This is a genomic window from Halomarina pelagica, assembly GCF_024228315.1.
GTDB lineage: Archaea > Halobacteriota > Halobacteria > Halobacteriales > Haloarculaceae > Halomarina > Halomarina pelagica.
The window spans coordinates 358,519-380,860 of the sequence record NZ_CP100454.1 but is presented as its reverse complement, the minus strand read 5'-3'; the positions used below and the strand labels follow the sequence as shown (position 1 = coordinate 380,860).

19 protein-coding genes and 3 pseudogenes are annotated in these 22,342 nt (G+C 59.5%); 8 read left to right on the top strand and 14 right to left on the bottom strand.

Annotation, left to right across the window (positions count from 1 at the left end; translation table 11 throughout):
• Nucleotides 1–58 precede the first annotated feature (58 nt).
• From tnpC to NKI68_RS01950, 4 genes are all read left to right on the top strand, one after another.
• Entirely contained in the window at nucleotides 59–1,498 is a 1,440-nt protein-coding gene (gene tnpC, locus NKI68_RS01965) for an IS66 family transposase (RefSeq protein ID WP_254544574.1), read from the top strand.
• Between the two features lie 33 nt (nucleotides 1,499–1,531).
• Nucleotides 1,532–2,374, top strand: a complete 843-nt coding sequence (locus NKI68_RS01960; protein ID WP_254544995.1) for a hypothetical protein — start codon at nucleotides 1,532–1,534, stop codon at nucleotides 2,372–2,374.
• Between the two features lie 141 nt (nucleotides 2,375–2,515).
• Nucleotides 2,516–3,898, top strand: a complete 1,383-nt coding sequence (locus NKI68_RS01955; RefSeq protein WP_254544994.1) for a ribonuclease H-like domain-containing protein — start codon at nucleotides 2,516–2,518, stop codon at nucleotides 3,896–3,898.
• Between the two features lie 3 nt (nucleotides 3,899–3,901).
• Nucleotides 3,902–6,364 (top strand): DEAD/DEAH box helicase, encoded by a 2,463-nt coding sequence (locus tag NKI68_RS01950; RefSeq protein ID WP_254544993.1) that lies wholly within the window; start codon nucleotides 3,902–3,904, stop codon nucleotides 6,362–6,364.
• Nucleotides 6,365–6,480: 116 nt separating this feature from the next.
• Here the strand turns inward: NKI68_RS01950 and NKI68_RS23760 are convergent.
• The 3 genes and pseudogenes from NKI68_RS23760 to NKI68_RS01940 all read right to left on the bottom strand — a co-directional run.
• Nucleotides 6,481–6,681 (bottom strand): annotated as a pseudogene (locus NKI68_RS23760) (hypothetical protein); the annotation flags it as partial.
• A 100-nt stretch (nucleotides 6,682–6,781) separates the two neighbouring features.
• Complete coding sequence (locus NKI68_RS01945) at nucleotides 6,782–6,970, bottom strand: DUF8012 family protein (protein WP_254546472.1); 189 nt, start codon at nucleotides 6,968–6,970, stop codon at nucleotides 6,782–6,784.
• Between the two features lie 196 nt (nucleotides 6,971–7,166).
• Entirely contained in the window at nucleotides 7,167–8,051 is an 885-nt protein-coding gene (locus NKI68_RS01940) for a biosurfactant protein 1 (protein ID WP_368410965.1), read from the bottom strand.
• Nucleotides 8,052–8,187: 136 nt separating this feature from the next.
• Here NKI68_RS01940 and NKI68_RS01935 point away from each other — a divergent pair, with 136 nt between their 5' ends.
• Nucleotides 8,188–8,715, top strand: coding sequence for a DUF7342 family protein (locus NKI68_RS01935; protein WP_254546471.1), 528 nt, complete (start codon nucleotides 8,188–8,190; stop codon nucleotides 8,713–8,715).
• Nucleotides 8,716–8,822: 107 nt separating this feature from the next.
• Here the strand turns inward: NKI68_RS01935 and NKI68_RS01930 are convergent, their stop codons facing one another.
• From NKI68_RS01930 to NKI68_RS01915, 4 genes and pseudogenes are all read right to left on the bottom strand, one after another.
• Complete coding sequence (locus NKI68_RS01930) at nucleotides 8,823–8,960, bottom strand: hypothetical protein (RefSeq protein ID WP_254544991.1); 138 nt, start codon at nucleotides 8,958–8,960, stop codon at nucleotides 8,823–8,825.
• A gap of 2 nt (nucleotides 8,961–8,962) precedes the next feature.
• A complete protein-coding gene (locus tag NKI68_RS01925; protein WP_254544990.1) occupies nucleotides 8,963–9,508 on the bottom strand; it encodes a type II toxin-antitoxin system death-on-curing family toxin in 546 nt (181 codons plus the stop codon).
• A gap of 28 nt (nucleotides 9,509–9,536) precedes the next feature.
• Nucleotides 9,537–10,421 (bottom strand): annotated as a pseudogene (locus NKI68_RS01920) (transcription initiation factor IIB); the annotation flags it as partial.
• Nucleotides 10,422–10,604: 183 nt separating this feature from the next.
• Nucleotides 10,605–11,776 (bottom strand): annotated as a pseudogene (locus tag NKI68_RS01915) (ISH3 family transposase).
• Nucleotides 11,777–12,064: 288 nt separating this feature from the next.
• Between NKI68_RS01915 and NKI68_RS01910 the strand changes: the two are divergent.
• Nucleotides 12,065–12,688, top strand: coding sequence for a hypothetical protein (locus tag NKI68_RS01910; RefSeq protein ID WP_254544989.1), 624 nt, complete (start codon nucleotides 12,065–12,067; stop codon nucleotides 12,686–12,688).
• Between the two features lie 183 nt (nucleotides 12,689–12,871).
• Here the strand turns inward: NKI68_RS01910 and NKI68_RS01905 are convergent, their stop codons facing one another.
• From NKI68_RS01905 to NKI68_RS01895, 3 genes are all read right to left on the bottom strand, one after another.
• On the bottom strand, nucleotides 12,872–13,732 hold the full coding sequence (locus NKI68_RS01905; RefSeq protein ID WP_254544988.1) for a DNA-binding protein: 861 nt from the start codon (nucleotides 13,730–13,732) through the stop codon (nucleotides 12,872–12,874).
• Nucleotides 13,733–14,399: 667 nt separating this feature from the next.
• Nucleotides 14,400–15,647, bottom strand: coding sequence for a serine hydrolase domain-containing protein (locus NKI68_RS01900; protein WP_254544987.1), 1,248 nt, complete (start codon nucleotides 15,645–15,647; stop codon nucleotides 14,400–14,402).
• 399 nt (nucleotides 15,648–16,046) lie between these two features.
• The gene (locus NKI68_RS01895) at nucleotides 16,047–16,760 is read right to left on the bottom strand and encodes an alpha/beta fold hydrolase (protein WP_254544986.1); all 714 of its coding nucleotides are present in this window, start codon (nucleotides 16,758–16,760) and stop codon (nucleotides 16,047–16,049) included.
• A gap of 874 nt (nucleotides 16,761–17,634) precedes the next feature.
• Between NKI68_RS01895 and NKI68_RS01890 the strand changes: the two genes are divergently transcribed.
• Both NKI68_RS01890 and NKI68_RS01885 read left to right on the top strand, forming a co-directional pair.
• Complete coding sequence (locus tag NKI68_RS01890) at nucleotides 17,635–17,931, top strand: hypothetical protein (protein WP_254544985.1); 297 nt, start codon at nucleotides 17,635–17,637, stop codon at nucleotides 17,929–17,931.
• Nucleotides 17,932–18,154: 223 nt separating this feature from the next.
• Nucleotides 18,155–20,035: an SLC13 family permease gene (locus NKI68_RS01885; RefSeq protein WP_256562695.1), complete on the top strand. Its 1,881-nt coding sequence runs from the start codon at nucleotides 18,155–18,157 to the stop codon at nucleotides 20,033–20,035.
• A gap of 473 nt (nucleotides 20,036–20,508) precedes the next feature.
• Here NKI68_RS01885 and NKI68_RS01880 read toward each other — a convergent pair whose 3' ends face one another.
• Genes NKI68_RS01880 through NKI68_RS01870 form a run of 4 tightly spaced genes read right to left on the bottom strand, consistent with a single transcriptional unit; the run spans nucleotide 20,509 to nucleotide 22,292 of the window.
• Nucleotides 20,509–21,009: a PIN domain-containing protein gene (locus NKI68_RS01880; RefSeq protein WP_254544984.1), complete on the bottom strand. Its 501-nt coding sequence runs from the start codon at nucleotides 21,007–21,009 to the stop codon at nucleotides 20,509–20,511.
• Nucleotides 21,006–21,608 (bottom strand): DUF7437 domain-containing protein, encoded by a 603-nt coding sequence (locus NKI68_RS01875; protein ID WP_254544983.1) that lies wholly within the window; start codon nucleotides 21,606–21,608, stop codon nucleotides 21,006–21,008. The genes NKI68_RS01880 and NKI68_RS01875 overlap by 4 nt, the downstream gene beginning before the upstream one ends.
• 55 nt (nucleotides 21,609–21,663) lie before the next feature.
• Complete coding sequence (locus NKI68_RS23755) at nucleotides 21,664–22,002, bottom strand: DUF7558 family protein (protein WP_368410914.1); 339 nt, start codon at nucleotides 22,000–22,002, stop codon at nucleotides 21,664–21,666.
• A gap of 5 nt (nucleotides 22,003–22,007) precedes the next feature.
• Nucleotides 22,008–22,292, bottom strand: coding sequence for a DUF8069 family protein (locus NKI68_RS01870; RefSeq protein ID WP_254544982.1), 285 nt, complete (start codon nucleotides 22,290–22,292; stop codon nucleotides 22,008–22,010).
• Nucleotides 22,293–22,342 lie beyond the last annotated feature (50 nt).

The window sequence follows — 22,342 nt, the reverse complement described above, 5'->3', positions numbered from 1 at the left end:
GGCTCCGCGGCGGAGCCCATCCCGTCACCCCTGCTGTCATCGCTGGTAGGTGGGATCTGTGAACGGGGACGATCTCACCAAGGAGGAACTGCTTTCTCGCTTTCTTCAACTTGAGCAGCGGGTCGAAGAACTCGAACAGGAACTCACTCAGAAGAACAAGCGGATCGAAGAACAGAACGAGCAGATCGAGGAACTCGAAGCACGGCTTCGCAAGTACGAAAATCCACACACCCCGCCCAGCAAACGACGGTCGGCGACCCCTCGGTCGCCGACCTCGGACAGTGACGAGGACGACGATAACGTCCGTACTGACGGCGGAACACCGGGTCGGAACGACGGACACGATCCAGAGTGGCGAACAGTGTCTGATCCCGATGAGGAAGTTGAGGTCACCTGCGACTGCTGTCCAGAGTGTGGTGAGGATCTCGACGAGTCGGTGGGCGTCAGCCCCCGACTCGTCGAAGAGATTCCCGATCCACAGCCGCCTGTCGTCACCCGGTACAACCGTCACTGCTACGAGTGTGAGTCCTGTGGAACCGCAACTGTTGCCTCACACCCCGACTGCCCCGATGAGGGGCAGTTCGGGGTGAACGTCATCGCACAGGCCGCACTCTCCCGGTACGAGCAGCGACTTCCCTACCGGAAGATCGCTGATCGCTTCGAGCAGCTCTGTGGGTTGGAGCTTTCGGGCGCGTCCGCGTGGCACGCGACCGAGCGCGCTGCGCGCGCCGGTCGCTGCGAGTACGAACAAATCCGTCGCCACATCCAGGACGCTGATGTCGTCCACGTCGACGAAACCGGCGTCAAACGTGACGGTGACCAAGCGTGGATCTGGACGTTCAGGACGGCCGAGCACACGCTGTACGCCGTCAGAGAGAGCCGTGGTCATGATGTTCCCGCGGAAGTCCTCGGTGAGGACTTCGCGGGAACGGTCGTTTGTGACGGCTGGACGGCGTATCCGGCCTTCACCAGCAACCTCCAGCGGTGTTGGGCCCACTTGCTCCGTGAGGCCGAAGACGTCGCCGACGACCACAAGAAGGGAGAGCGGATTCACCGATCTCTCAGGCAGATGTACGTCGGTCTCCAGGCGTGGCTGGAGACCGACCCAACAGTCCGTGAACGGGCACAGATGCATCGGTCTGCCCGGGCCGAACTCACCTCGCTCGTTGAGCGGTCAGAGACCGACGGAGCAGTGGCAACACTGCTCGGGAAGATCGAAGGTGGGCTCGACCACTGGCTCACCTTCGTCGGTGAGCCAGCGGTCTCACCGACGAACAATGCTGCCGAGAACGCGCTTCGTGAGCCGGTCGTTCTCCGGAAAATCATCGGGACGCTCCGTAACGACCATGGAATGTTCGTCCACGAGACGTTGCTGTCCCTGCTGGCGACGTGGCGCCAGCAGGGACGCAACCCCTACGAGGAACTCAAGCGAGTTGCCCGAGACAACGAGATGATTTCACGGGCGCAAGCTGTGCCGGTTGTCGAGCCCTCGGGGTAAACACATACGGGGTATGCAAGTGTACTCTAATGCATGGCTGGCGACCGACCCCACTCGAAACCGATCTCCGAGATCGCACGCCACCAGTTAGGTATTCTTGATACGATAACCGAAGACAACAGCGAGCGCATCGTCCCACTCAGTACGCTGGAGACCCAGCACTACTGTGAGCAGAAGGCTCAATTCGAGCGGGCGGTAGAATCGAACGAAGATTCCCGTCCAGAACGGCTTGTTCGGGCACAGGAACAGCACATCGAATTGGCGCAAACGACTGTTGGCGATACTGACGAGGAGTACGGTCTTGAGGATGTGTGGACGGATATCGAAGCCGGTGATGTCTCGTTGCTCCATCCGCCCTTCGTGCACGAACTGGTGAACATGCTCGTGGCGGGGCGTCCGTGGTACATTCGATTCGTGGAGAGCCAGCCAACACAGCTGACACTCGTCCGTGGCGTGACAAAGGACAGGTACCTCGATCAGTTCTTCCCGAACGAGCAGTTTCTCCTGTGGTGTCACGCGAACCTGCTGGACCGCATCGGTTTCGATGTCTCGAACCTCTCTATTCGCTATCTAAAGTATCCACAGGACGAATTCAACCCGGTTGAGGTGAGCAGAGCCCAGCTACTGCTTGCCACAGAGGACGGCGACGATGTCACAGTTACACTCAATAAGAAGTCCACGATCCATCCGAACATCAGGCAACACCTGCTTGACTACGAACGCGATTCACAGCGAGGCAAACAGCTCCGCGGCTTCGTCGCCTTCTGGCGCGACGGTGGAGACCCTCTGGGAGCGAACCACTGGAAGAAATGTGCGAGCTGTCGCTTCCGCCCGGCCTGTAATCTCGCGCTGGCGAGGGGCGAGGAACGGGTATGAGATGGCGATGACTGGATGTACCGCACCGTCATGGACGCTGCTCCCAACAGGGACCGACAGGCAGTACCAACACGGTGGACACGCATGATCGGGCTCACAGTCCTTCCGTCGATTACGATGGACCGCTGCCAGGGCGAACAGATGCGAGACATCGTCCAGTACTTCGATTCCGACATTGTCTTCACCCCGGACCGCGTTCACGAACCATTCCTCGAAACTCATGTCGGGGATACCGCGACGATCGCGACCCAGCCACTCAGTGGTAGCAGTCCGCGCGGACTCGCCCGACAAAACGACGTGCGATTAAGCTGGATATCCTCACCGGCAGACCTCGAACGAGTCGCCCGAAACAAACGGGTTGGACCACCGAATGGCAGTACGCACTCGTTCCTCCTGTCCGACTGTCTCTCGCTGTCCGTCGATCTCGTCAATCTGGATGCTCGGCTTGACGGCCTCAAGGAATATCGTGCGCCGCTGGACGAACACGGGATTGTTGGTGCGTTCACCCATCTCACCACCAAGGCGAATCCGGAGTACCGTGCAATATGGGCGGGCGTCGATGTGCAAGGCGTCATGCCTGGCGCGACTGAGCAACAGGGCATCGCGCAGGCTAGCATCGCCCACTTCGACCTACAGCCTGACGGCATCGTAGGTGCAAAAACGCGACAATTGAAACGATTCGGATTGACGTCCGCCGACCAAGTCGGCCGCAGACGGGCGACAACACTCCGACAGGCAGGTGTTCAATCACGTGCAGACCTCGCGACGGGCTCTGTCTATGAAATATCGTCGCTGGATGGCTTCGGCCAGAAGACTGCCCGAACGGCGATTGAATCGGCTCAAGTCATCGAACAGGGTGAGATTCGGAAATCCTCCGGTGCGAAGCTCCCCGAAACCCAGCCGATTTTCATCGACATCGAAACTGACGGGCTCAACCCGACGATGATCTGGCTGATCGGCGTCCTTGCGCCTGGTGAGGATGACCATTACATGTCGTTTCTCGAAACGGACCCGACGCAGCCTGCCGTAGCTCTGGATGCCTTTCTTTCCTGGCTAGTCGCAAACGGGGAAGGTCGGCCAATCGTGGCCTATAACGGCTGGAACTTCGACTTCCCGGTCATCACCGAACACATCGCGGACCACTGTGCACAGTATCTCGACTTCTGGGAGAGCACGTACCGGTTCGACCTCTACGACTGGGCAGTCAACAAGAAGAACGCGATTCTGCCTGGTCTGACGAATAAACTCGAGGACGTTGCGCAAGCACTCGGCTGGGAGCCACTCGACACTGGCTTGACGGGTGGCGAGGTTGGCCGCTTGTTCCAGCGCTATGCTGAGAACCCGTGCCCGGCGACGGAACTGGACTGGAATCGCCACGAGACATATTGCGAGGACGATGTCCGATCGCTCGCGTATGTCTACAACCGGATCAGGGACTCGACGAACCGAATGACGACAAACAGCGGTAACGGGGGGTCTTCGATTGCCGAGTCAACCTCGCAGGGCACCCTGCATGATTTCTAACACATGAGCCAGAACTCCACGCCATCGCTCGACGCGATACTGAATGCGGACACCTTGGAAGCGACATTCCCGGACTACGAGAGCCAACTCACTGAAACGATCTCGGATCCACCACGGGCCGCAGCTACCGTGTCAGCGGCGGAGATCTTACCTGAGGCACTAGCTGACGCCCTCGGGGTCGATCTCTACACCCATCAGGCTGAGGCGATTCGGGAGCTGAAAGCCGGGAACAACGTGACTGTCGCAACGTCGACGTCGTCCGGGAAGACGTGGGTGTACGCGCTCTACTACTGTTTGCAGAAACTCGAGAACCCAGACGCACGGGCGCTATTTCTGTATCCGACGAAGGCACTGAGTGCCGACCAGGAACAGGCGGTCAACGACCTCTTCAACCAGCTCGGGGTCGACGCCATCGCCGAAACGTATGATGGGGACACAAAGTCGGACCGAAGGCGGCTCATCAGGGACCGCCAGGACGTGATTATTTCGAACTTTGCGGGTATCAACCAGTATCTCAATCACCACATGAAGTGGCGCGACGTATTCGCGAACTGTGAGTTAGTGGTCATCGACGAGTGCCACACTTACACCGGCGTTCACGGGATGCATGTCGCGTGGGTCATCCGTCGGCTCCGCCGCCTGCTCGCCCATCATGGCGCGGACCCGCAACTAGTCTGTTCGACAGCGACGATAGGAAACCCTCAAGAACATGCCGAAGAGTTGACTGGAGCGGACTTCACCGTCATTGACGAGAATGGCAGCCCGCACGGTCGCCGGGATGTAGGTTTTTGGCAACCACCGCTCGCGGAGACGGACGATGACGTCGTTAACGAACTTGACGAGGATGAGATTCCACCATCGCTGCGAAAGAATGCTGACGATGAAGCCGCGAAAGTCCTCGTCCACCTCGCGAAAAACGACGTTCAGACATTGATGTTCACGCGGTCCCGGCAGGGTACCGAAATCGGCGTGAAGCGGGCTATCGAAGCTGCACGAACCCATCCCGAAGAGTCGTACGTCGAACTCGAACCGTACCACGCGGGCCTCAGCAAGCGCAAGCGCCGGGCGGTCGAGAATAAGTTGAACGGCGGGCAGGTCGATGGAGTCATCTCGACTAGTGCGCTCGAATTGGGTATCGACATCGGGTCGATGGATGCGACCGTACTCGCTGGCTATCCGGGGACTCGGCAGTCGTTCTGGCAGCGTATCGGCCGCGCTGGCCGCGGTACGACGGACTCGCTTTCGGTGTTCGTCCCGAGGTCTGACGCAATCGACCAGTACATCTTGAACAATCCCGCATATGTCCTCGAGGATAACGTTGAAGACGCCGTCATCGACCTCTCGAACAATCCGGTGTACGGGAAACACCTGCTCTGTGCGGCCGCTGAACGACCACTCACAGAAGATGACGTCCGATGGTTCGGTCCGCGCGAGCGACTGGCGCGCGCCATCGACATGTGGTCGGCTGCCGGGCAACTGGTCGGTGACCTTGACCGCGGAGCGCAGTACAACGGTACCGCTCGTCCACAGAGCCGGATCTCGCTCTATGCGACCAGCGACCAGCAGTACGAGGTACGCCAGACGGACGGCGACATCGACATGGAGCCTCTGGACAAGGAACGTGTCTACCGAGAGTACTACCCCGGCGCTCTGGTCCTGTACGACGGCGATCAGTACGAGGTCACTGAGGTCGTTGAGGATCGTATCAACCCGTACGTCGCCGTCGAGCGGTCAAAATCCAGGAGCTACACGCAGTCCATCCATGACAAGCAGATTACGGACATCACGGTTGAGCGGTCATACGGTCTCGATAATGGGTTTCAACTCTGTGCCGGGATGGGGACCGTCCACATCAACTATAGTGCGTACAACGTCTTCGATATGTACTCCGGTGAACTCGTCGAGGGACTGCTGCCGATCGACCTCGACCCGATATCGTTGCGGACGCAGCTGATGTGGATCGCGTTCCCGAATGGCATCGTTGATCAGGTTCTCGCCGAGATTCCAGCGAATTCCTACATCCAGCCGAGTGAAGGGTCGGAGTTCGTCTCGATGGGTGAGCGAGAGTACACTGTCGCTGGTGGGCTACACGGCGGTGAGCATGGGATGATCAAGATGGCACCTTTGGAACTCCGCTTGGAGAATCGCGACATGGGTGGGCTGTCGACGCTTCGGCACCCAGAGGTCGGGTCGCCAGTATGGTTCATCCACGACACGGTCGAGGGCGGCGTCGGGTTCGCCCACAGCGTCTACGAGCACTTCGAAGCGGTCGCGCAGCGAACCCTGGAGCGGATTGATAGTTGTGACTGTGACCGTGACGTTGGCTGCCCCTCATGTCTGATGAGCAGCCAGTGCGGGAACCAAAACGAACCTTTGCACCGACCGGCCGCGGCCAGCCTCCTCCGGGCCGCCTTAGAGCAAGTCGAGGAGGCTGAGCTCAGCAACGATAATAGTAGAGAAATATAAATATCCTCAACTGAACTCTTGGGGACAAGATCTTGACAAATATAAAATTGAACTGCCAGTGGCCAGTTGAAGTGTCACAGTAGGTATTCTCGTTGTTGAGCGGATTCGCAAGAGTTACCAATTTCGTAGTCATGAAGGCCATCCCCACGGGGTTCGTAGACTTCGAAGGCGTCGTATCCCCAGATGATGAGCTCCCCCTTCTTCGTCCAACTTCCAATTCAGGATATCGAATCAATGTGCTTCGCAGAGCTGGCGACTGTCTGGGCATTCGTTACGATCGCCCCGGTCGATGTCGTCGCAGCTTGTAGCGTTGCCATTGGTTGTACTCAAGGGCGTTTTCGTGCCCTCGCACCCTTCGGGGGGTAACAAACCGACCGGGGGAGAAGTGAGATTGCTGTCCCGCGGCTATGGATCTCCTCAGGAGTCGACGGTAGCGTCAGTCTCTTCCGAAGCACTGGGTCGGGTGAGCAGTTCCACCTGTTCCAGAAGCGTCGTCGCCTCAGCGATTCGTTTTCGGTCGGGGCCATCCAGTTGCTCGATATCTGTGCTGTTGAGGTTACTCAGAGCGCGATGCAGTCGATATCCGGGCGTGTCCCGTGGGTCCATAATGCGCGCCTCGCCGACTCCCGGCGTTAATGAGACGCGCCGCGTCTCGTCGCACATCAGAACGCAGAGCGTTTTGGAGACGCAGAAAAACAACGCAGGTACGACGATGTCTCCCGCCGAAGCCCTGCATCAGCCTTAACCAACAACCTTCGTATAGGCATCCTTTGTTGGTTAAGGACGTATTCAACCGACCCTCCTATTCAGGGGCTGGCCCGTGACGAGGTGACTGACACACCTGACACTCCCACATCGACTGCCCAGTCCAGTTCTCAGCTGGGACAGACTCGAACTCCTGGAACTGATGCACAGTCGTTCGGTCGCAGCTGCGACAGTCAAGCCGCGTTTTCGAGGGAACGTTTGGTTGCCGATTCTCGGAATGGTTGTCGTCGACGGAACGCTGGAGTGCAATCGCTGGCACCAACCAGACGTCGGTCTCGGCGCACTCAAGGAGGCCTGTAAGCCGACCTCCGTCGCGAATGCCCTGTCCACCCTCGTCGTACAGAAACGTCGTGTGCGCCTCTCCACGTGACGACTCGGTCGTCTCAGTCCACACTGACCGCTCACGAGCCACCGCAAGTATCCGTTCACCACGCTCAGAGGTCGCCCGTACGGCGTCAGGAAGCGCGGGCCAGTGGTCGGTCAGCTGCGCGGCAGGTGCGTCGTCGAAATCGTAGAGCAGTTGGCAGTCGTCGACGGCTGGATCCCTGTCGGGCTTCGCGAGGAGGGTTGCTGCCGCAGCGCCCTTCGCGAGGGCGTGATAGCCCGTCGAGGCCTCGACGAGCAGCTGGACGACGTGAAGCAGTGTCCACTCGGTGTCTGCGGGCTGCTGGTTGTCGGTGGATTCACCGAGATGATTCGTGAGGCAGAACCGGCACTTCGTCTGGCCAGCCGGGATCGACGCACCACAGGACTGACACTCCGCGCCGATGTCCGACGGTTCGGCGGGGTAGCCACCCGTGGTCGTCGCGACGCATTGTCGCCTGGGGCCACCCTCAAACCCGTCGTCCAGCCTTGTGTCTGGAATGTGGGACCCCTCGCCGGTCGGCCGCAGTTCCTCAAAGTCAGAATATCTGTTGTGCATCAGTTGGCTCATAGCTTCCATCCGTTTCGCATTTCAATCTCCGGATGTCTATGCTCTGAACGTACTCTCGATTATGCGCGAGGATACAAACATATATGCGAGTAGGGCACGAACACCGTTACAAGTGGTGCCAAGCATGTCCGAATCTCCACGGAATGGCGTCCAGTCGTGGACTGAATCGATGAGCGCCCGCGACCGTATTCGCTCGGTGGCCGAGACGCTTCGTGAACCCCGGTCGGTTAACTGGATCAGCGAACAGGCCGACGCCGCCTGGAGCACGACCAACGAGGAGCTCCAGGATCTCGTCGACCGGGGCCAGCTGCGCCGCGTCGAGGCCGGCGAGACGACGCGCTACCAGCCGGACTACACGCGACTGCTCTTCGAGGAAATCCGCACGCTCATCGAGGAGAACACGCGCGAGGAGTTGCGGAACGAATTGGCCGCGATCACCGAGGAGATCGAGGAGTGGCAGGCGACCTACGATGTCGAGACGTGGGAGGACCTCGAACAGTCGCTCGCCGACGGCGACCTCTCGAGTGACGAGCTTCGTGAACGCCGCGACGTGATTACCCGCTGGGAGGAGAACCAGGAAGACCGCCGCCTCATCAAGCACGCGTTGGAACTCTACTCGGATGTCGAAGCTGCTCGCGAACAGACGAATTGACTATAGCAGTTCTCGTCGGCAATAGAGGCGATTCGCTGGAAAGATGGAAGACCGGTATTGCCCGCATGGCCGGCGTAATTAGCAGAACCCGCAGCTAAGAGGTAGTCCTACTCAGTCGCGAGTTCGTCGTAGATTTCCTCGTGCTCGTCGAGGTCCTGGCGTCCGAGGAACCGGATGAGATACTGCCGTGCCTCTTCGGGGGACATCTCATCGGGAATCTTGGGCTGTTCACTTTCAGCGGCCATCCTTACTCCTCACTATGGGGTTCGTGGTCATAATCGTTCGGTTCGTGGGATTCCTGATCGACTGTGTCGTGCTCCGTCGGTAGCTGGTCTGTGCCCTCAATACGTGCCAGCCACAGGTTGATTGTTGCCTCGTATTCTGCTGCAAGCGGCTCTGTGTGCGCTCGTAGATACTCGACCGCGTCGTCCTCATCGACACTGCTCTCATCTGTCGCGAGCGCCTTCAGAATCTCTTTGATCTCCCGATCGTAGTCAAAGCGGCGGCCATTCAGCGCGTAGAAAATTCGGGTCGACATGAGCGCTGTTCGCTTGTTGCCATCGACGAATGGATGATTCGTCGCAATGAGCCGCAGCAGCTGAAATGCCTTCTCATGGAGCGATTCGGGAACCTGACCGAAATGTCCTTCCTGAATATGTTCAACGACGTATTCAATATCGCCTGGCGAGGAGACTCCAGCGGTCGTCTCCGCATTTGACTCCACGATCAACTCGTGGATGTCACGGATATCAGCAGCCGACAGATAGCTGATTGACTCTGAGTCCTCGTCCATTATCGAAATCCTCTGTGACAACGCTTATCTAACCTCTGCTTTTTGCCGGTGCCACTCGCTTCTCTGTATCGCCCTTGATGCCCGTTCTATGCTCATCGTCCAGCTGTTGTAGTATGTCTCGATGGGTCCGAACCGTTGTTGGTGAGATGTTAGCGGCTCCTGCAACCTCGGATTGCGTCAGCTATCACCCCTCCTCGCGACCGGCCTTGTAGAGGCAGGCCGCTGCGACCCCGGCCGGATGGACCCCCGTCATCACACCGAGTTCTTCAGCCTGCTCCGCGAGCGTTCGGGCCCGCTGCCGAATTACATCCGGACAGTCGAGGTCCGAGGCGAGTCGCGGCACGAACATACTGGGGGAGACGGGCTCGGCAGGGAGCCCTAGCGCTTCGTTCAGCGTTTTATACGCGTTCGTGACTTGTGACTCTGCGATGCGGGCCATCTCGCTGACCTCGCCCAGTAGTCGGGAGAGGCCGTTGCACCGGCAGGCCCCGTACACGCTGGCCGCGGCGATGGCTTCGATGGATCTGCCACGAAGCAGATCCTCGTTCTAGGCACTCCGGAAGAGCTGGCACGCCTGGTCACGGACCGAATCGGAGAGCTCGAGGACACTCGTCAACCGTCGCACTTCGCCAAGCCCGTGTGCGAGATTCCGTTCCGCTTTCGACCGCCAGCGACCACGGGTTTGCTCACGGCGCATCCGAGCGAGTCGCCGCCACTTCTTCCCGGAGCGTTCGTTCCCCTTCGCGTCGGTGCCGCGACCGATTTCCGTCGACAGGCCTCGATCGTGGCGAGCCGCAGTGAGCGGGACACCCGTTCGCTCGCACTCCTCGTTGTCGTACGCCCGCCACTCCGGCCCGTGATCGATACATTGTTCATCGATGACCAGGCCACCGTCCTCACAGACAGTTTCGACTGTCGGTAGTTCCCATCGGCTCTACGCGCTGACCTGATTTTCTACGATGGAAGCGACAGGCTTGATCTCAGAAAGGAGACGATGAACAGCAAAAGGTGGTCTCACGCCAGTGAGAGCGCCGAATCCGTGACAGCGGTGCAAAGCAATCGCTCATCGAAGGGCACTCGCTGGACGCGGGCTCGGTCAGCCCGCGTCCAGCTGGCCATACGTCACGGGAATCCCGACACCATTGGTCGGTGCTTCCCACGTCCGGCACAGCAGCTCCTCAAGCGTGTGGGTGATCCACTCTCGGAACACCTCGAAACGGAACCAGACGGGCAGTGCTCGCCCGCCGCGACGCGGCGTGGCGAGCACGCTCCACCGGACGATCAGCCAGAGATTCCGCAACAGGAAGCTCACCAAGATGAACACCAGCCGAACGACTGGATCGGTCGTGGTTGTTCGCGCACGCGCTTCGCGCATGGTTCGAAAGGCTGTCTCGATCGCTGAGCGTTTCTGGTAGAGTGCTTCGACCTGTTTAGGCGTGCGATCGGCCAGATCGCACGCCGTGTACGCCCGGACGAGTAGGCCGTGCTTCCCTCGGTTGCCCTGCTGGTAGGAGACACAGACCGCGAGCGGGAAGCGCAGTTTCCGCTCGCTTCCCTTGTACATCGCGTACTCCGTCCAGTAGGAGATCGACGTCTCCAGTTTCTTGGCCATTCGTTCTCCACGGCGGATGATCGGGAGAACGAGTGGTGCAGTCTCACGAAGCTGGCGGATACACGCGCCGTTGTAGAACCCACGGTCACAGAGGAGCCTAGCGACGTCGAACGGAAGTTCCACGACGTGGTCGAGCGATCGCTCGACCACGTCGTGTTTCGGTTCGTCGCCACGCACAGCAGTGACCGCGACGACGAGTGGTTTTGCTCGACAGAGAACGACCCAGTGAGGTAGCGATAGCACTGCGAGGTGCCATCGTGTGGAGTCGTGTGACAGAGTTCACCGGGATCACGGTGTGGACAGCCGTGGTAGTGGATGTCGACGAAGTCGAGGCAGATGATCCTCGGCCCGCCGCCGAGGGTCATCGTCGCCTGTTGGTTGAGGAGGTCATTAACGACCGCTTCGAGCAGTTTGGGTGGAATGGTGTGAAGCTGCGCAAGCGTGTAGTCGTCGGAGTACGTTCCGCGTGTGCTCTCAGTGACAGCCTTGATCGATGTCTGATCAATAGCAGCTTGAAGGAGCGCCTTCCGAATGATCCCGGAGTCGAAGGCTGCGGCTTCGACTCCGGGGATCGGAATCGCTGCGAGGAGTTCCTCCGCTAGGGTTTCAAGGTCAGAGGCCGTAAGGACAGTGTCTGGATGGTAGAGAAATCTCATAATCACCCATCCAGACGTTCTCCGAGAATCTAACTACAACAGTCGTAGCTATCGGCTGACGTGATGGGAACTACCGATTGTACTGACGTACTGGATTATGAGATGGCTTCTACTAATCCAGACACTGATTATTATGAATTGGTGTTCTGGGATTATTCGTCCCTCCGCGATCTCCCTATCTGATGAATACATCTGTTAATCTCTCATTCAAAGAGTCGTGGGCCTATACTGGCCAAGGCGATAGGGCTACACCTATTATTTTAACTATATTGAGTTTTCAACTTGTGTATGGTCGATGTGGATTGGGCATTGAAACAGATTAGTTCGATTTACCACTCCGAACGTCATTTTCAGCTCTCACTTGGAGCGGAGCTCGGCCGGATGTACGAGGAAAAACGGGTCAGGATGGAGTGGGAGCCACTTCCTAGAACGAAGGTTGATATCGGGGTTCGTCGTGACGACGTTACAATACCAATTGAGCTCAAATACAAGACCGAGAGCGCTACTGTCGAAGACGAAGGATTCGGAGAGACGTTCGAACTCAGCCGTCAAGGAGCTCGAGACCAAGCTCATTATCGATTCCTGCAAGACATCTACCGGGTTGAAGAGATTGTGGCGGAGCAGGGCCGCTATGGATACGCGATTCTATTGACGAATGACGCGAATTACTGGTCGCATTCTGGCTATACTGCGTTACACGATGAGATGCGCGTCCACGAGGGTGCCGAGCTAGGTGGGTCAATGCACTGGTCAGGCAAAACAAACTCTGATTGGATCGAGCGGAAGAAATGGCGTGATCCAATCGAACTAGAAGGGCAATATACTGCTGAGTGGTCAGATTACGAATATCGTGATAATATTTCAGTGACGGGAAATTCAGATTTCCGGTACTTGGTATTCCGAATCGGTTAATGCGAGAAGGAGGTCTCGAACGAGGTCGTGGCTGCGCGCGCAGCGAAGTTCTCGTGAGCATCGCGAACGAGAGCATGTGAGACGAGCAACGCGAGTCTCACTGAGCGAGCACGGAGCGGAGGGTGGGGCGGTGGGGCCTGGGTCAGGCCGGCATGTAGCAAAAAAGAAGGCTACACTAGCCAGCTATGCTTCCCACCACCGAGCGCGCTCTGGGAACTCGATTCGCGACCAGCCCGTCAGTGCAATCGAGCACCGGCCATTGTACCAGTTTTTCGCAGCCGCCCGGAACCGGACCGTCTCGCCCTCACGGACCACCGTCTGGTTCGAGCGCTCCCAGATCGTGAACTTCGTTCGTCCACTTTCGTCTTCGATCAGTCCCACCTGCTGGATACTCGGTGCAGAGGGCTCCCAGAGCGTAGTGATCTCACCTTGCACGGTCACCTCACCGACCGGCACGTCCGGCACCTCCGCAATCGGAACAACCGTTCCGGGGACTGTCTTCTGTCGCTCCAGCATCTCCAACACTGCCTTCGTCAGATCCTCCCGTCCAGCGGCATACCTGGCTAACTCCTTGGCGACGACCGCTCGCGACCACCCTCCCTCAACGCGCTCACTGATCCGCATCGCCTGGCGATTTACCGCCGCGAGTTCCGCCTGCGTGAGCTTTTCACGGGGATCCACCTCGACCTCAGGGTCGTTCTGACCACACTGTTCGACGACAACCTCACGTGTCCGCTCTGCTCGGCCGTCCTGCCGCCCGAGTTCGGCCTGGGCACTGATGTGCGCCAACTCGGCTTCTCTTGCCTTGATGCGCTCTTCCTGTTCGAGGGTCTTTCCGTAGAGGTGATCTGGGCCTTCTTCGATCCGCGCGTCTGGGTGGTTCGAATCGACCTTCGCTTGGATCTCCATCTCGACCGTCGCCTGGAACGCCGGCGTCTCATCGACGACCTCGAAACCGTCCTCGTCGACCGTCGCTTCGTCCGCTGTTTCGAATGCCTGTTCATCGACCGAAACCTCATTACCAAAGACGTTCTTACTCGACATTGGAGTTCAGCTCCTGAAGGCGCTCACGCGCCCGACACCGCGATGCTCCTACATCGCGGTTTTCCGACGACACCGATCGACAGACCCAGCTGCGCGCGCTCGCTCGCGCCTTCGCGAGTGCCCTCTGGGCGCGAGCGAGAGCGCGCCATAGGGAGGCCAATCATCCAGCACCGCGCGCCGTCCGCCTGGAGCGAGCGGCCAGCTTTAAGCCGTTTCTCGCGTCTGGCCCGGACTACGGGTCCGTGTCCAGGGCGACGGTCGTGAGCACGGCGAGTCGTGGTGTGACTCGCCGCGCGGAACGGCCCAAAGCGCTGGAACACGAAAGCCCGCGAGGGGCGCAACCGAAAACGCGCTTAATGTTGGCGTCGAGGGCACATTCACTTTAACCCGGAACGCGGTCGAGTGACGAAGGAGCGAGACCGCGACAGCCCGGAATGGTCGGTCGCGAGCGACGCGGAGGGCGGAATGCGGCGAGCGGTGCGTGCCGTGTCGAATTAACAACATAGGGCTCTGTTGGAACCCTCAGGTCGTGACAGGAAGTGTGTGCGACATACAGAGGATATATTCCCCGACCCGGTCGCGACCATCGCGAGTAACGAAAGAGTCAGGGGAGCGACAGTAGTCTGCCGGGACCTGTATTCGCGGCGGTATCGAATTATGCAGAAAATCAGAGTCGGGGACGAGGTGAATCCGTCTCCGAACTTCGGCGGTCGAGGCACTCGTAGACGGCTTCTCTGAGTGCCACCTCCCGGGGATCGTCCTTCAGGTGGAGGCCCAATCGGTTGGGTGTGTAGGCAAAGCCCAGTTCCACGTCGGGGTCGGCGAACCCGAACGAACCGCCGGCACCCGGCGTGCCGAACGCGGCGTCGGACGTCCCGAACTGGAAATCGGGCGACGGTTTCGAGTACCCCATCGCGTACGCCGTCTCCTTGCCGATGACGACGTCCCGCCGGTCACCTGACGGCGGCACCGGGGGCGCGGTCAGTTCCGCGAACACGTCCTCGTCGAGCCCCAGCGCTTCGCCGCCCGTCGCGAGTTCACCATACAGCCGTGCCATCGAGCGAGCGGTCCCGATGCCGTTACCCGAGGGAATCTCGACTGCACGGAACGCTGGACTGTTGAGGTCGCTCGGCTCGCTCGTGGCGAGGACGTTCAGCGCCCGACTCGTCACCGACCACGGGTTGAAGAACGACAGGACGAATCTGGGCGACATCGTGCGGAGGTTCCGAAGCATATCAAGATACCCGAACGCATCGAGTTCCGCCACGCGGTGGGCTGGAATCGTCTCGGGGAGCCCGATGTAGAACTCCAGGTCGAGCGGCTCGGCCACCTCGTCGGCGAAGAACTGGCCCAGCGTCCGTCCGTCGGTGTGCCGGAGCAGTTCGCTCGCGTACCAGCCCAGCGTGAACGCGTGGTAGCCCTGGCGGGTGCCGGGCTCCCAGTCGAGTTCCTCGCTCGCGAGCAGGTCCGAGAGGAACTCCGGGTCGGCGATCTGCTCCGGCGAGAGGCGCTCATCGAGCGTCGCGAGACCGGCCTGATGACTCAGCAACTGTCGGACCGTGACCTCGCCCTTCCCGTGCTGGGCGAACGCTGGCCAGTGGTCGGCGATGCGGTCGTCGAGCGCGAACAACCCCCGCGAGAGCGCGACAGCGATGGCCGCCACCGTCATCCCCTTCGTCCCCGAGGCCACGAGGACCATCGTGTCGGCCTCCCACGGGTGCTCGCGGTCGGTGTCCCGGTAGCCACCCCAGAAGTCGACGACTGGCTCGCCACGCCAGTAGACGGCGATGGCCGCCCCCAATTCGTTGCGGTCGCGAAAATTCTCCGCGAACACGTCACGGACCGGCTCGAACCCGGGCGCGACAGTGCCGTGGATCGTCCCGGTGTCCACGGACGGCGCGCTGACATTTGCCATACCATCTGCTACGTTCTCTCAAACGATAACTGCGACAGTCGATACTCGTGGGGGCGTTCGAGCGATATGCGCGCTGTATTCAGCACGGGTGTGAAAAACGGTCACCTTCTCGGCAATTGCAACGAACCCTGTATAAATGGACGATCGTGAGCGAAGTGAGGCGCGACCGTAGGGAGCGCCTCGATAGCGACCGGCGAGCGGTGCGTGCCGTAACGAATAAAGAACATAGGGATCTATTGAAACCCTCAGATTGTGACAGGAAGTGCGTGCAACATACTGAGGGTGAATTCAGCACGCTTGGCCCGATGTCGATACAGCATCGAATCGAAGGCCGTTCGACGGCGGCAATATCTCCTAATAAACGGGTCCGTCTCAACCTTTCGAGCTTGTTCAATCGGTCTAGAGAATGTCGAGCAGGTGTTGAGCGAGTCTATCAGGTGCGGATACCATCGGCCAATGACCAGTATTTAGCTCGTACAAATCCCACGCTCGCTCATCACAGAGCTGTCGAACCATCTCTAGAACACCGTCATCCATCCCGTTTCGTTGACACAGGATGTATGAATATGGAATCGCTGTTGCATCCGGATTTTCGGTAGCGACTGCTTGTTTGAACGTGTTCAATGGGTGGGGGGCTGCCTTTTCTCGCATCCACTGTGTGTCCTCGTCCGAAATGCCCACCCAGCCGGAGTGGTCGTCCGGCATTGGCCAGCCGCCATCGTTACCTTCCGCTGCTGCCTCCATCGTTGTCCACTCGTCTGGTGGATAGAAATCCGATGCCGAGACAGGCTCGTCACCCATCGGAACCAGCGCGTCGAGGTAGACGACGTGTGCGAGTCGTTCGGGGACTTCCTCAGCCACCCCCACCACCACCAGCCCAGCGTAACTATGGCCGACAAGGACAACATCCTCAAGATCTTCGTACTCAAGAACGTTCACGATGTCGCGAACGTGTGTCTCCAGGTCGGTGTCAGGGCGAGCGAGATGTACTCGTTCGCCGAGGCCCGTCAGTGTGGGAGTGTACACCTCCTGCCCCTCTTCGCGGAGCAGTGGTGTGAGATGCTTCCAACACCAACCCCCGAGCCATGCACCGGGAACGAGGACGAACGACATTTTACTATCAACGGAACTGTCTTGTGGTGACGACTCTCGGCTCATTGTTCAGTCAGGTATCGAAAGTAGAGATCTGTCTTCGAGCCAGAGACCGGAGCGAATGAAAGTTCATCAGAGATGGATTTGTTCAGGTTCATTGGTTTATCTGTGTCCTCAAGGGTTTCACCGGTCAAATACGTACTCCTAGTTGGGTGAAAGTAGTCGCCCCCAACGAATGCGTAATGATCTACGAGATATGCGCTCTGTAGTCAGCACGGGTGTGAAAAACTGTCACCAACTCGGTGATTCCATCGAACTCTCTACGAATGGTCGGTCGCGAGCGAAGCGAGGCGCGACCGCAGGGAGCGCCTCGAAAGCGAACGGCGACCGGAAGGAGCCGTGAGCAAGCAGAGGGCGGCAGCGGCGAGCGGGGCGTGCCGGAGAGAAACACCGTTCAACCGGGCCCGACGCTCAGTGACACAGCCGATATCCTGGTGGACTCAGAACGGGCGAGGCCGTCTCGGTCGTCCCCCGCCCCCGTAAGCATCGAGTGAAACGAGGCGCGCAGCGTGGTCTTCGTGAGCGCAGCGAACGAAGGTAGGGAAGTCGCAGCCCGCGCAACAAAGTGAGCAGGACCGTCTTCCCGTGGTCGCGGGATGCCGAGCGGCCGAGGGCTTTCGAAATCAGAGCCGGCCAGTGTGTCGTCTCCACTAACAGAGTAGCAGCGCGTACGACGAGGGGGTTAACCAACAGAGACCCGCTCGAATCCGCAGTTGTTGGTTAACAGGACAGCCGCTTCGACTGTGCCAAGCCCCTCCACCGTTTCCGAAGCTTTCACGAGATTGGATTTCACCGAAGTCCGGCATACTTGTACTGACGGATAGTATCGGCCGCTATGACGGGCGCTGAGGAGCCGGTACAGCAGTATTCGGTGGTCGAACCAGTCGATATCCGCGCTGCACTTGAAACGGCCGCGATTGAACATCTCGGCGTCGACGAACACCGAACGATCGTAATCTATCAACAGACGATTCTCATGGTCATCGCCACAGAAGGGAAAGCAACCGCAGCACGAGAGTTTGATGTCGAACTCTGGAAGGAGTCTCCGAACGACCCTGATTACGATCTCGAATCGCTCTTCGCTGCATTCATCGATGAGCTAATCGCGACTACTGAGACGATTCGTCGTTGAGTGTTTAACTCTCTATGTAGAGCGTAGGGATACGTCACAACCTTGGAGGAGGATGGATTCGTCACATTCCTTTCTCACAGTTCTTCTCGTGTGGAGCAGTTGGTCAATCGGCCTGTTCACCGAAGGATAGCGCCTGTTCATTTCACTATCCATCGTATAACTTATGCATTTGCTATCCGGAAGTATTATGTCATGCGAGCTTGATAGTACGCATATGGAACTCATGCTTCTCCCAGCGCAAGCCGGGGCAATTCCACCTCTCACGACGGAGATGCTCGTCGTCTTCGGAATCGTTCTTCTTGCGCTGATCCTCTTCATCACAGAACTTCTCCCGATAGACATCACTGCGATCTTCGTCATGGTGTTGCTCACGGTTCTTAAGCCATGGACGGACGTTTCTGTCACCGAGGGTATCTCAGGATTTTCCAGCACCGCAACCGTCGCCGTTCTTGCGATGCTCATCCTCAGCACGGGTATCAGTCAAACAGGCGCTGTCCAGATCATTGGTCGAAAGATGGCTGCGTTCGCCGGTACCGACCGGCGGAAACAGCTTGCCGCGACCATCGGCGTGACTGGCCCCGTCTCCGGGTTCATCAACAACACACCCGTCGTTGCCATTCTCGTCCCCGTCATCTCCGACCTTGCGCATGAAGGAGAGACCTCACCCTCGAAACTCCTCATCCCGCTCTCATACGCCTCTATGTTCGGCGGGATGCTGACCCTCATCGGAACATCGACCAATCTTCTCGCGTCCAGCGTGTCTCAACGCCTCATCGGACAGGGATTCTCGATGTTCACCTTCACGGGTCTCGGCGTAATCGTCCTCCTCACGGGATCTGCCTACCTCATGACGGTCGCCCCCCGGCTCCTCCCCGAGCGGGTCCCTGCCCGCGAGGATTACATCGAGGAGTATGAACTGCAGAACTACATCACCGAGGTTGCCGTGCGTGCGGACGCCGCAATCATCGGAAAAACGGTTCGAGAAGCCGTCGACGAATCACGGTTCGATGCAGACATCGTCCAACTCGTCCGCGACGGTGAGACCTACTTCGAGGGCATCGCAAGTAAACAAATCCACCCAGGAGACATCCTTACGGTTCGTACGGACCGCGAGACGCTCCGATCACTTCGTGAACTGGTGGGTCTCGACATCGTTGGCACCCCGCCCTCTGACTCCGAACTCGATGCCGGTGAGGACACCCAGACGCTTGTCGAAATCGTCATTCAATCCGGCTCCAGCCTTCTCGGTGAGACGCTCACATCGTCCGCGTTCCGCGAGCGCTACGATGCGAGTGTTCTCGCCTTCCGGTCTGGTGGGAAAACGATTCGGAGTCGTCTCGACAATGTCGAACTCCGGGTCGGCGACACGCTCCTCGTGCAGGCACCTGCCGACAGCATCGACCGCCTCTCGTTGAATCCGGATTTCATCGTCGCTCACGAGTCTGAGACCCCGAACTATCGAACTGAGAAGATTCCGTGGGCCATTGCCATCATCGTCGGTGTCGTCGGTTTCGTCGGCATGCCGTGGGGTGGACTCGCGTCAATCACCGGTATCGACGTTTTCGCTTCGCTCGACTTCAGCATCGTCCAGACGGCGCTGGCCGGTGTCGTCGTCATGGTCGTCACTGGCGTAATTAAGCCCGGTGAGATTTACGAGGGCGTTGACTGGAGCGTTATTTTCCTGCTCGCCGGCGTGATTCCGCTCGGTATCGCGCTTGAACAGACGGGGGCTGCCACGTTCCTTGGGTCGCTCGTCGCCCTCTCCGGTCAGTTCCTTCCCGTGATCGGGGTGCTCTGGGTGTTTTACCTCGTCACAGGTCTCGTCACGAACATCATCTCGAACAACGCGAGCGTCGTCCTCATGATTCCGGTGGCTGTCGAGACAGCACAGGAAGTCGGTGGGAACGCGTTCGCGTTCGTCCTCGCGGTCACGTTCGCCGCCTCGACGGCGTTCATGACTCCCGTCGGATACCAAACGAACCTCTTCGTCTATGGCCCAGGCGGGTACAAGTTCTCCGACTACGCCCGTGTTGGTGCCCCGCTTCAGCTTCTGCTCTCCGTTGTGACGGTTCTCGGGATCGCATTCTTCTGGGGACTTCACTAGTAGGCGTCCAACAGATTCTACTCTCTTTTAGACATCTCATAATTCGTGATATCAGAGGAAGCTGTATTGCTGTACTAGGCGTACTCATCTATTCAACCGGGCCCGACGCTCAGTGACACAGCCGACATCCTGGCGGACTCAGAACGGGCGAGGCCGCCTCGGTCGTCCCCGACTCCGCAAGCACCACAAGAACGAGGAGCGCAGCGGGGTTCCCGTGCGCCGGGCGGGACCGACGGTCCTGCTTGAAGCCGGCGCTTTGCGCCGGCGACGGAGCGAACGAGGGCCAGCGGGACGGAGTCTCGCGTGGTCGCGGGATGCCGAGCAACGGGAGAGCTCCGCTCTCCCGGGCTAACGGGCGGCGACGCCGCCCGTGAACGGCCCGAGGGCTTTCGAGACGATGAGGACCATCGCTTACGGGCTGCTATCGACTCCTAGACTCACAGTGACGATGTGCGGACTCGCCGAGGAGCGGCCTACTCCAGAAGATCTTCGACGAACCGGAAGCCGTTCACGTACGTGACTGAATCGCCGTAGCCCTCACTGGCGAAGACGGTTTCGGCTCCCTCGCCAGCCAGTGTATCCGTCGTGTATATGTAGGCGTGATCTGCGGTCCCCTCGACGAACGCGTGCGCGGCGACCCCTGCCAGCGCTGGATCCGCACGCTCGATCTCGTCGGCCGGGCGGTCATCAGCGTTCGCGATGTATCGCTGCACGCCGTCCATCGTCCGCGAGACCAGTCCATGTGAGTATTCCAATGGGGCTGCGACTCGGGCCCACCGTTCATCAATTGCCGTATCGATCGGCGGTGTCTCGACGTCGGGCGCGTTGACTGTCAGTTCATCGTAGACGCGTTCCGGAAGCACGAACGCCATGTCGTTCCGGCGTGCAAACGTCCGGACGACCTGATACCGACGGTTCGACGGTTGGCCCATCGCAACGAACAGGCCGGTATCAGCGATATGGATGGTGCTCACGCGTTGTCGCCGGCGACGTCCCGGTCGACACCCTCGATATCCGCGACCGACGCGCCTGCCTCCTCGATATCGAAGTGCTCGTGGACGACTGGCCGGAGCGCCTGGAGAATGATCTCGGCAGCGAGCGGGGAGATATCGAGATCACGAGCCATCAGCCGGTGGGTGACCTCACCGCGTTCGCGGTCGACGGTGTAGGTGAGTGCTGTCGCGAGGCCAGCGATTCCATGCCGGTCGATGTACGTGTCGATGTCGCCGTCAGTGGCTCGCCGCCCGACGGCGTCGATGAGCGCCGGCGTGATCGTGTACTCGCGACCGCCGTCGGCGGCCGTGACGGTTAGATCGATGTCGCGGGCGACGTACGTCCGAGGTTGCCCGTCAGTCGTCGTCTCGAGGACGCCGGCGTCGACGAGCCGGTTCACGTAGGTGTAGGCCGTTCCCTGCGCGAGATCGAGGGCATCCATCACCTCTCGGACGGTCACTCCCTCCTCTCGAGCGACATACGCGTACAGTTGGGCGAGCTGTGGCTCCTCGAGGAGGTTCGCGACTGAGAGGAAGTCGCGGATGATATCGCCGTTGGCTCGGGTTGAGGTGCGTGACATGGGCGAGTAGATGTTTACAGTTTACAGCGAATCAGTAAAGAGTGTTGTGGTCAGCCTATCTGGACTGGGAGCGAGCGACGAGATGCTCATCGAGATCCCGTGTCCAGTACGTCGCGGGTCCACCGGGGCTACACTGCGCACAGAGGCGCAACGTCCCTTCAAGATGGCCGATCACCACGCGGAACGATGTGAGGGCCGACAGCGCGTCAACGATGAGCCCACACCCATCGCAGGCGTGGTGATCTCGGTCATCGGGGTCGGCCCGGGCTTGGACGGCGCAGTCGACGCAGATCGGATGCGAAACCCGTTCATCTTTCCCCCAGGTGACGGCGGCGCCACGCTCCGACCCGGGAAGCGCATCGCAGAACGCACATCCCGAAAGCGTCTGCTGCATTACGACTACTCCTCGTCGGTATCACGGCCAGCCGTCCACCCACGATGGAAGACGGCGAGCTGTCGAATCGCGTTGAACGCTTCGCCGCTCGGTTCGTGAACGAGGACTCGCTGCTCGGCGACCGCCGTCACGACACCGTCGTCGACGAGGTCACTCACGAGCTGTTGCGCCGTCGTCTCGTCGACGTCCGCCGTCGACACTCGGGCCGCATCCCGGTCCTGGGCGAGGAGCTCGGTTTCATGCCGCTCGTGATCGGCTGCCGTGTCGTCGAGTATGTCTGGATCGGTCATATGAATTCACGCTCCGGCACGCTCGCAGGCGCGCCTCGCGCCTTTCGGCG

Bases quoted from the DNA above. Each gene is read 5' to 3' on its own strand.
- NKI68_RS01960 (WP_254544995.1), top strand. From the start codon at position 1,532: ATGGCTGGCGACCGACCCCACTCGAAACCGATCTCCGAGATCGCACGC.
- NKI68_RS01955 (WP_254544994.1), top strand. From the start codon at position 2,516: ATGCGAGACATCGTCCAGTACTTCGATTCCGACATTGTCTTCACCCCG.
- NKI68_RS01950 (WP_254544993.1), top strand. From the start codon at position 3,902: ATGAGCCAGAACTCCACGCCATCGCTCGACGCGATACTGAATGCGGAC.
- NKI68_RS01945 (WP_254546472.1), bottom strand. From the start codon at position 6,970: ATGGACCCACGGGACACGCCCGGATATCGACTGCATCGCGCTCTGAGT.
- NKI68_RS01940 (WP_368410965.1), bottom strand. From the start codon at position 8,051: ATGCACAACAGATATTCTGACTTTGAGGAACTGCGGCCGACCGGCGAG.
- NKI68_RS01935 (WP_254546471.1), top strand. From the start codon at position 8,188: ATGTCCGAATCTCCACGGAATGGCGTCCAGTCGTGGACTGAATCGATG.
- NKI68_RS01930 (WP_254544991.1), bottom strand. From the start codon at position 8,960: ATGGCCGCTGAAAGTGAACAGCCCAAGATTCCCGATGAGATGTCCCCC.
- NKI68_RS01925 (WP_254544990.1), bottom strand. From the start codon at position 9,508: ATGGACGAGGACTCAGAGTCAATCAGCTATCTGTCGGCTGCTGATATC.
- NKI68_RS01910 (WP_254544989.1), top strand. From the start codon at position 12,065: ATGGTCGATGTGGATTGGGCATTGAAACAGATTAGTTCGATTTACCAC.
- NKI68_RS01905 (WP_254544988.1), bottom strand. From the start codon at position 13,732: ATGTCGAGTAAGAACGTCTTTGGTAATGAGGTTTCGGTCGATGAACAG.
- NKI68_RS01900 (WP_254544987.1), bottom strand. From the start codon at position 15,647: ATGGCAAATGTCAGCGCGCCGTCCGTGGACACCGGGACGATCCACGGC.
- NKI68_RS01895 (WP_254544986.1), bottom strand. From the start codon at position 16,760: ATGTCGTTCGTCCTCGTTCCCGGTGCATGGCTCGGGGGTTGGTGTTGG.
- NKI68_RS01890 (WP_254544985.1), top strand. From the start codon at position 17,635: ATGACGGGCGCTGAGGAGCCGGTACAGCAGTATTCGGTGGTCGAACCA.
- NKI68_RS01885 (WP_256562695.1), top strand. From the start codon at position 18,155: ATGCTTCTCCCAGCGCAAGCCGGGGCAATTCCACCTCTCACGACGGAG.
- NKI68_RS01875 (WP_254544983.1), bottom strand. From the start codon at position 21,608: ATGTCACGCACCTCAACCCGAGCCAACGGCGATATCATCCGCGACTTC.
- NKI68_RS23755 (WP_368410914.1), bottom strand. From the start codon at position 22,002: ATGCAGCAGACGCTTTCGGGATGTGCGTTCTGCGATGCGCTTCCCGGG.
- NKI68_RS01870 (WP_254544982.1), bottom strand. From the start codon at position 22,292: ATGACCGATCCAGACATACTCGACGACACGGCAGCCGATCACGAGCGG.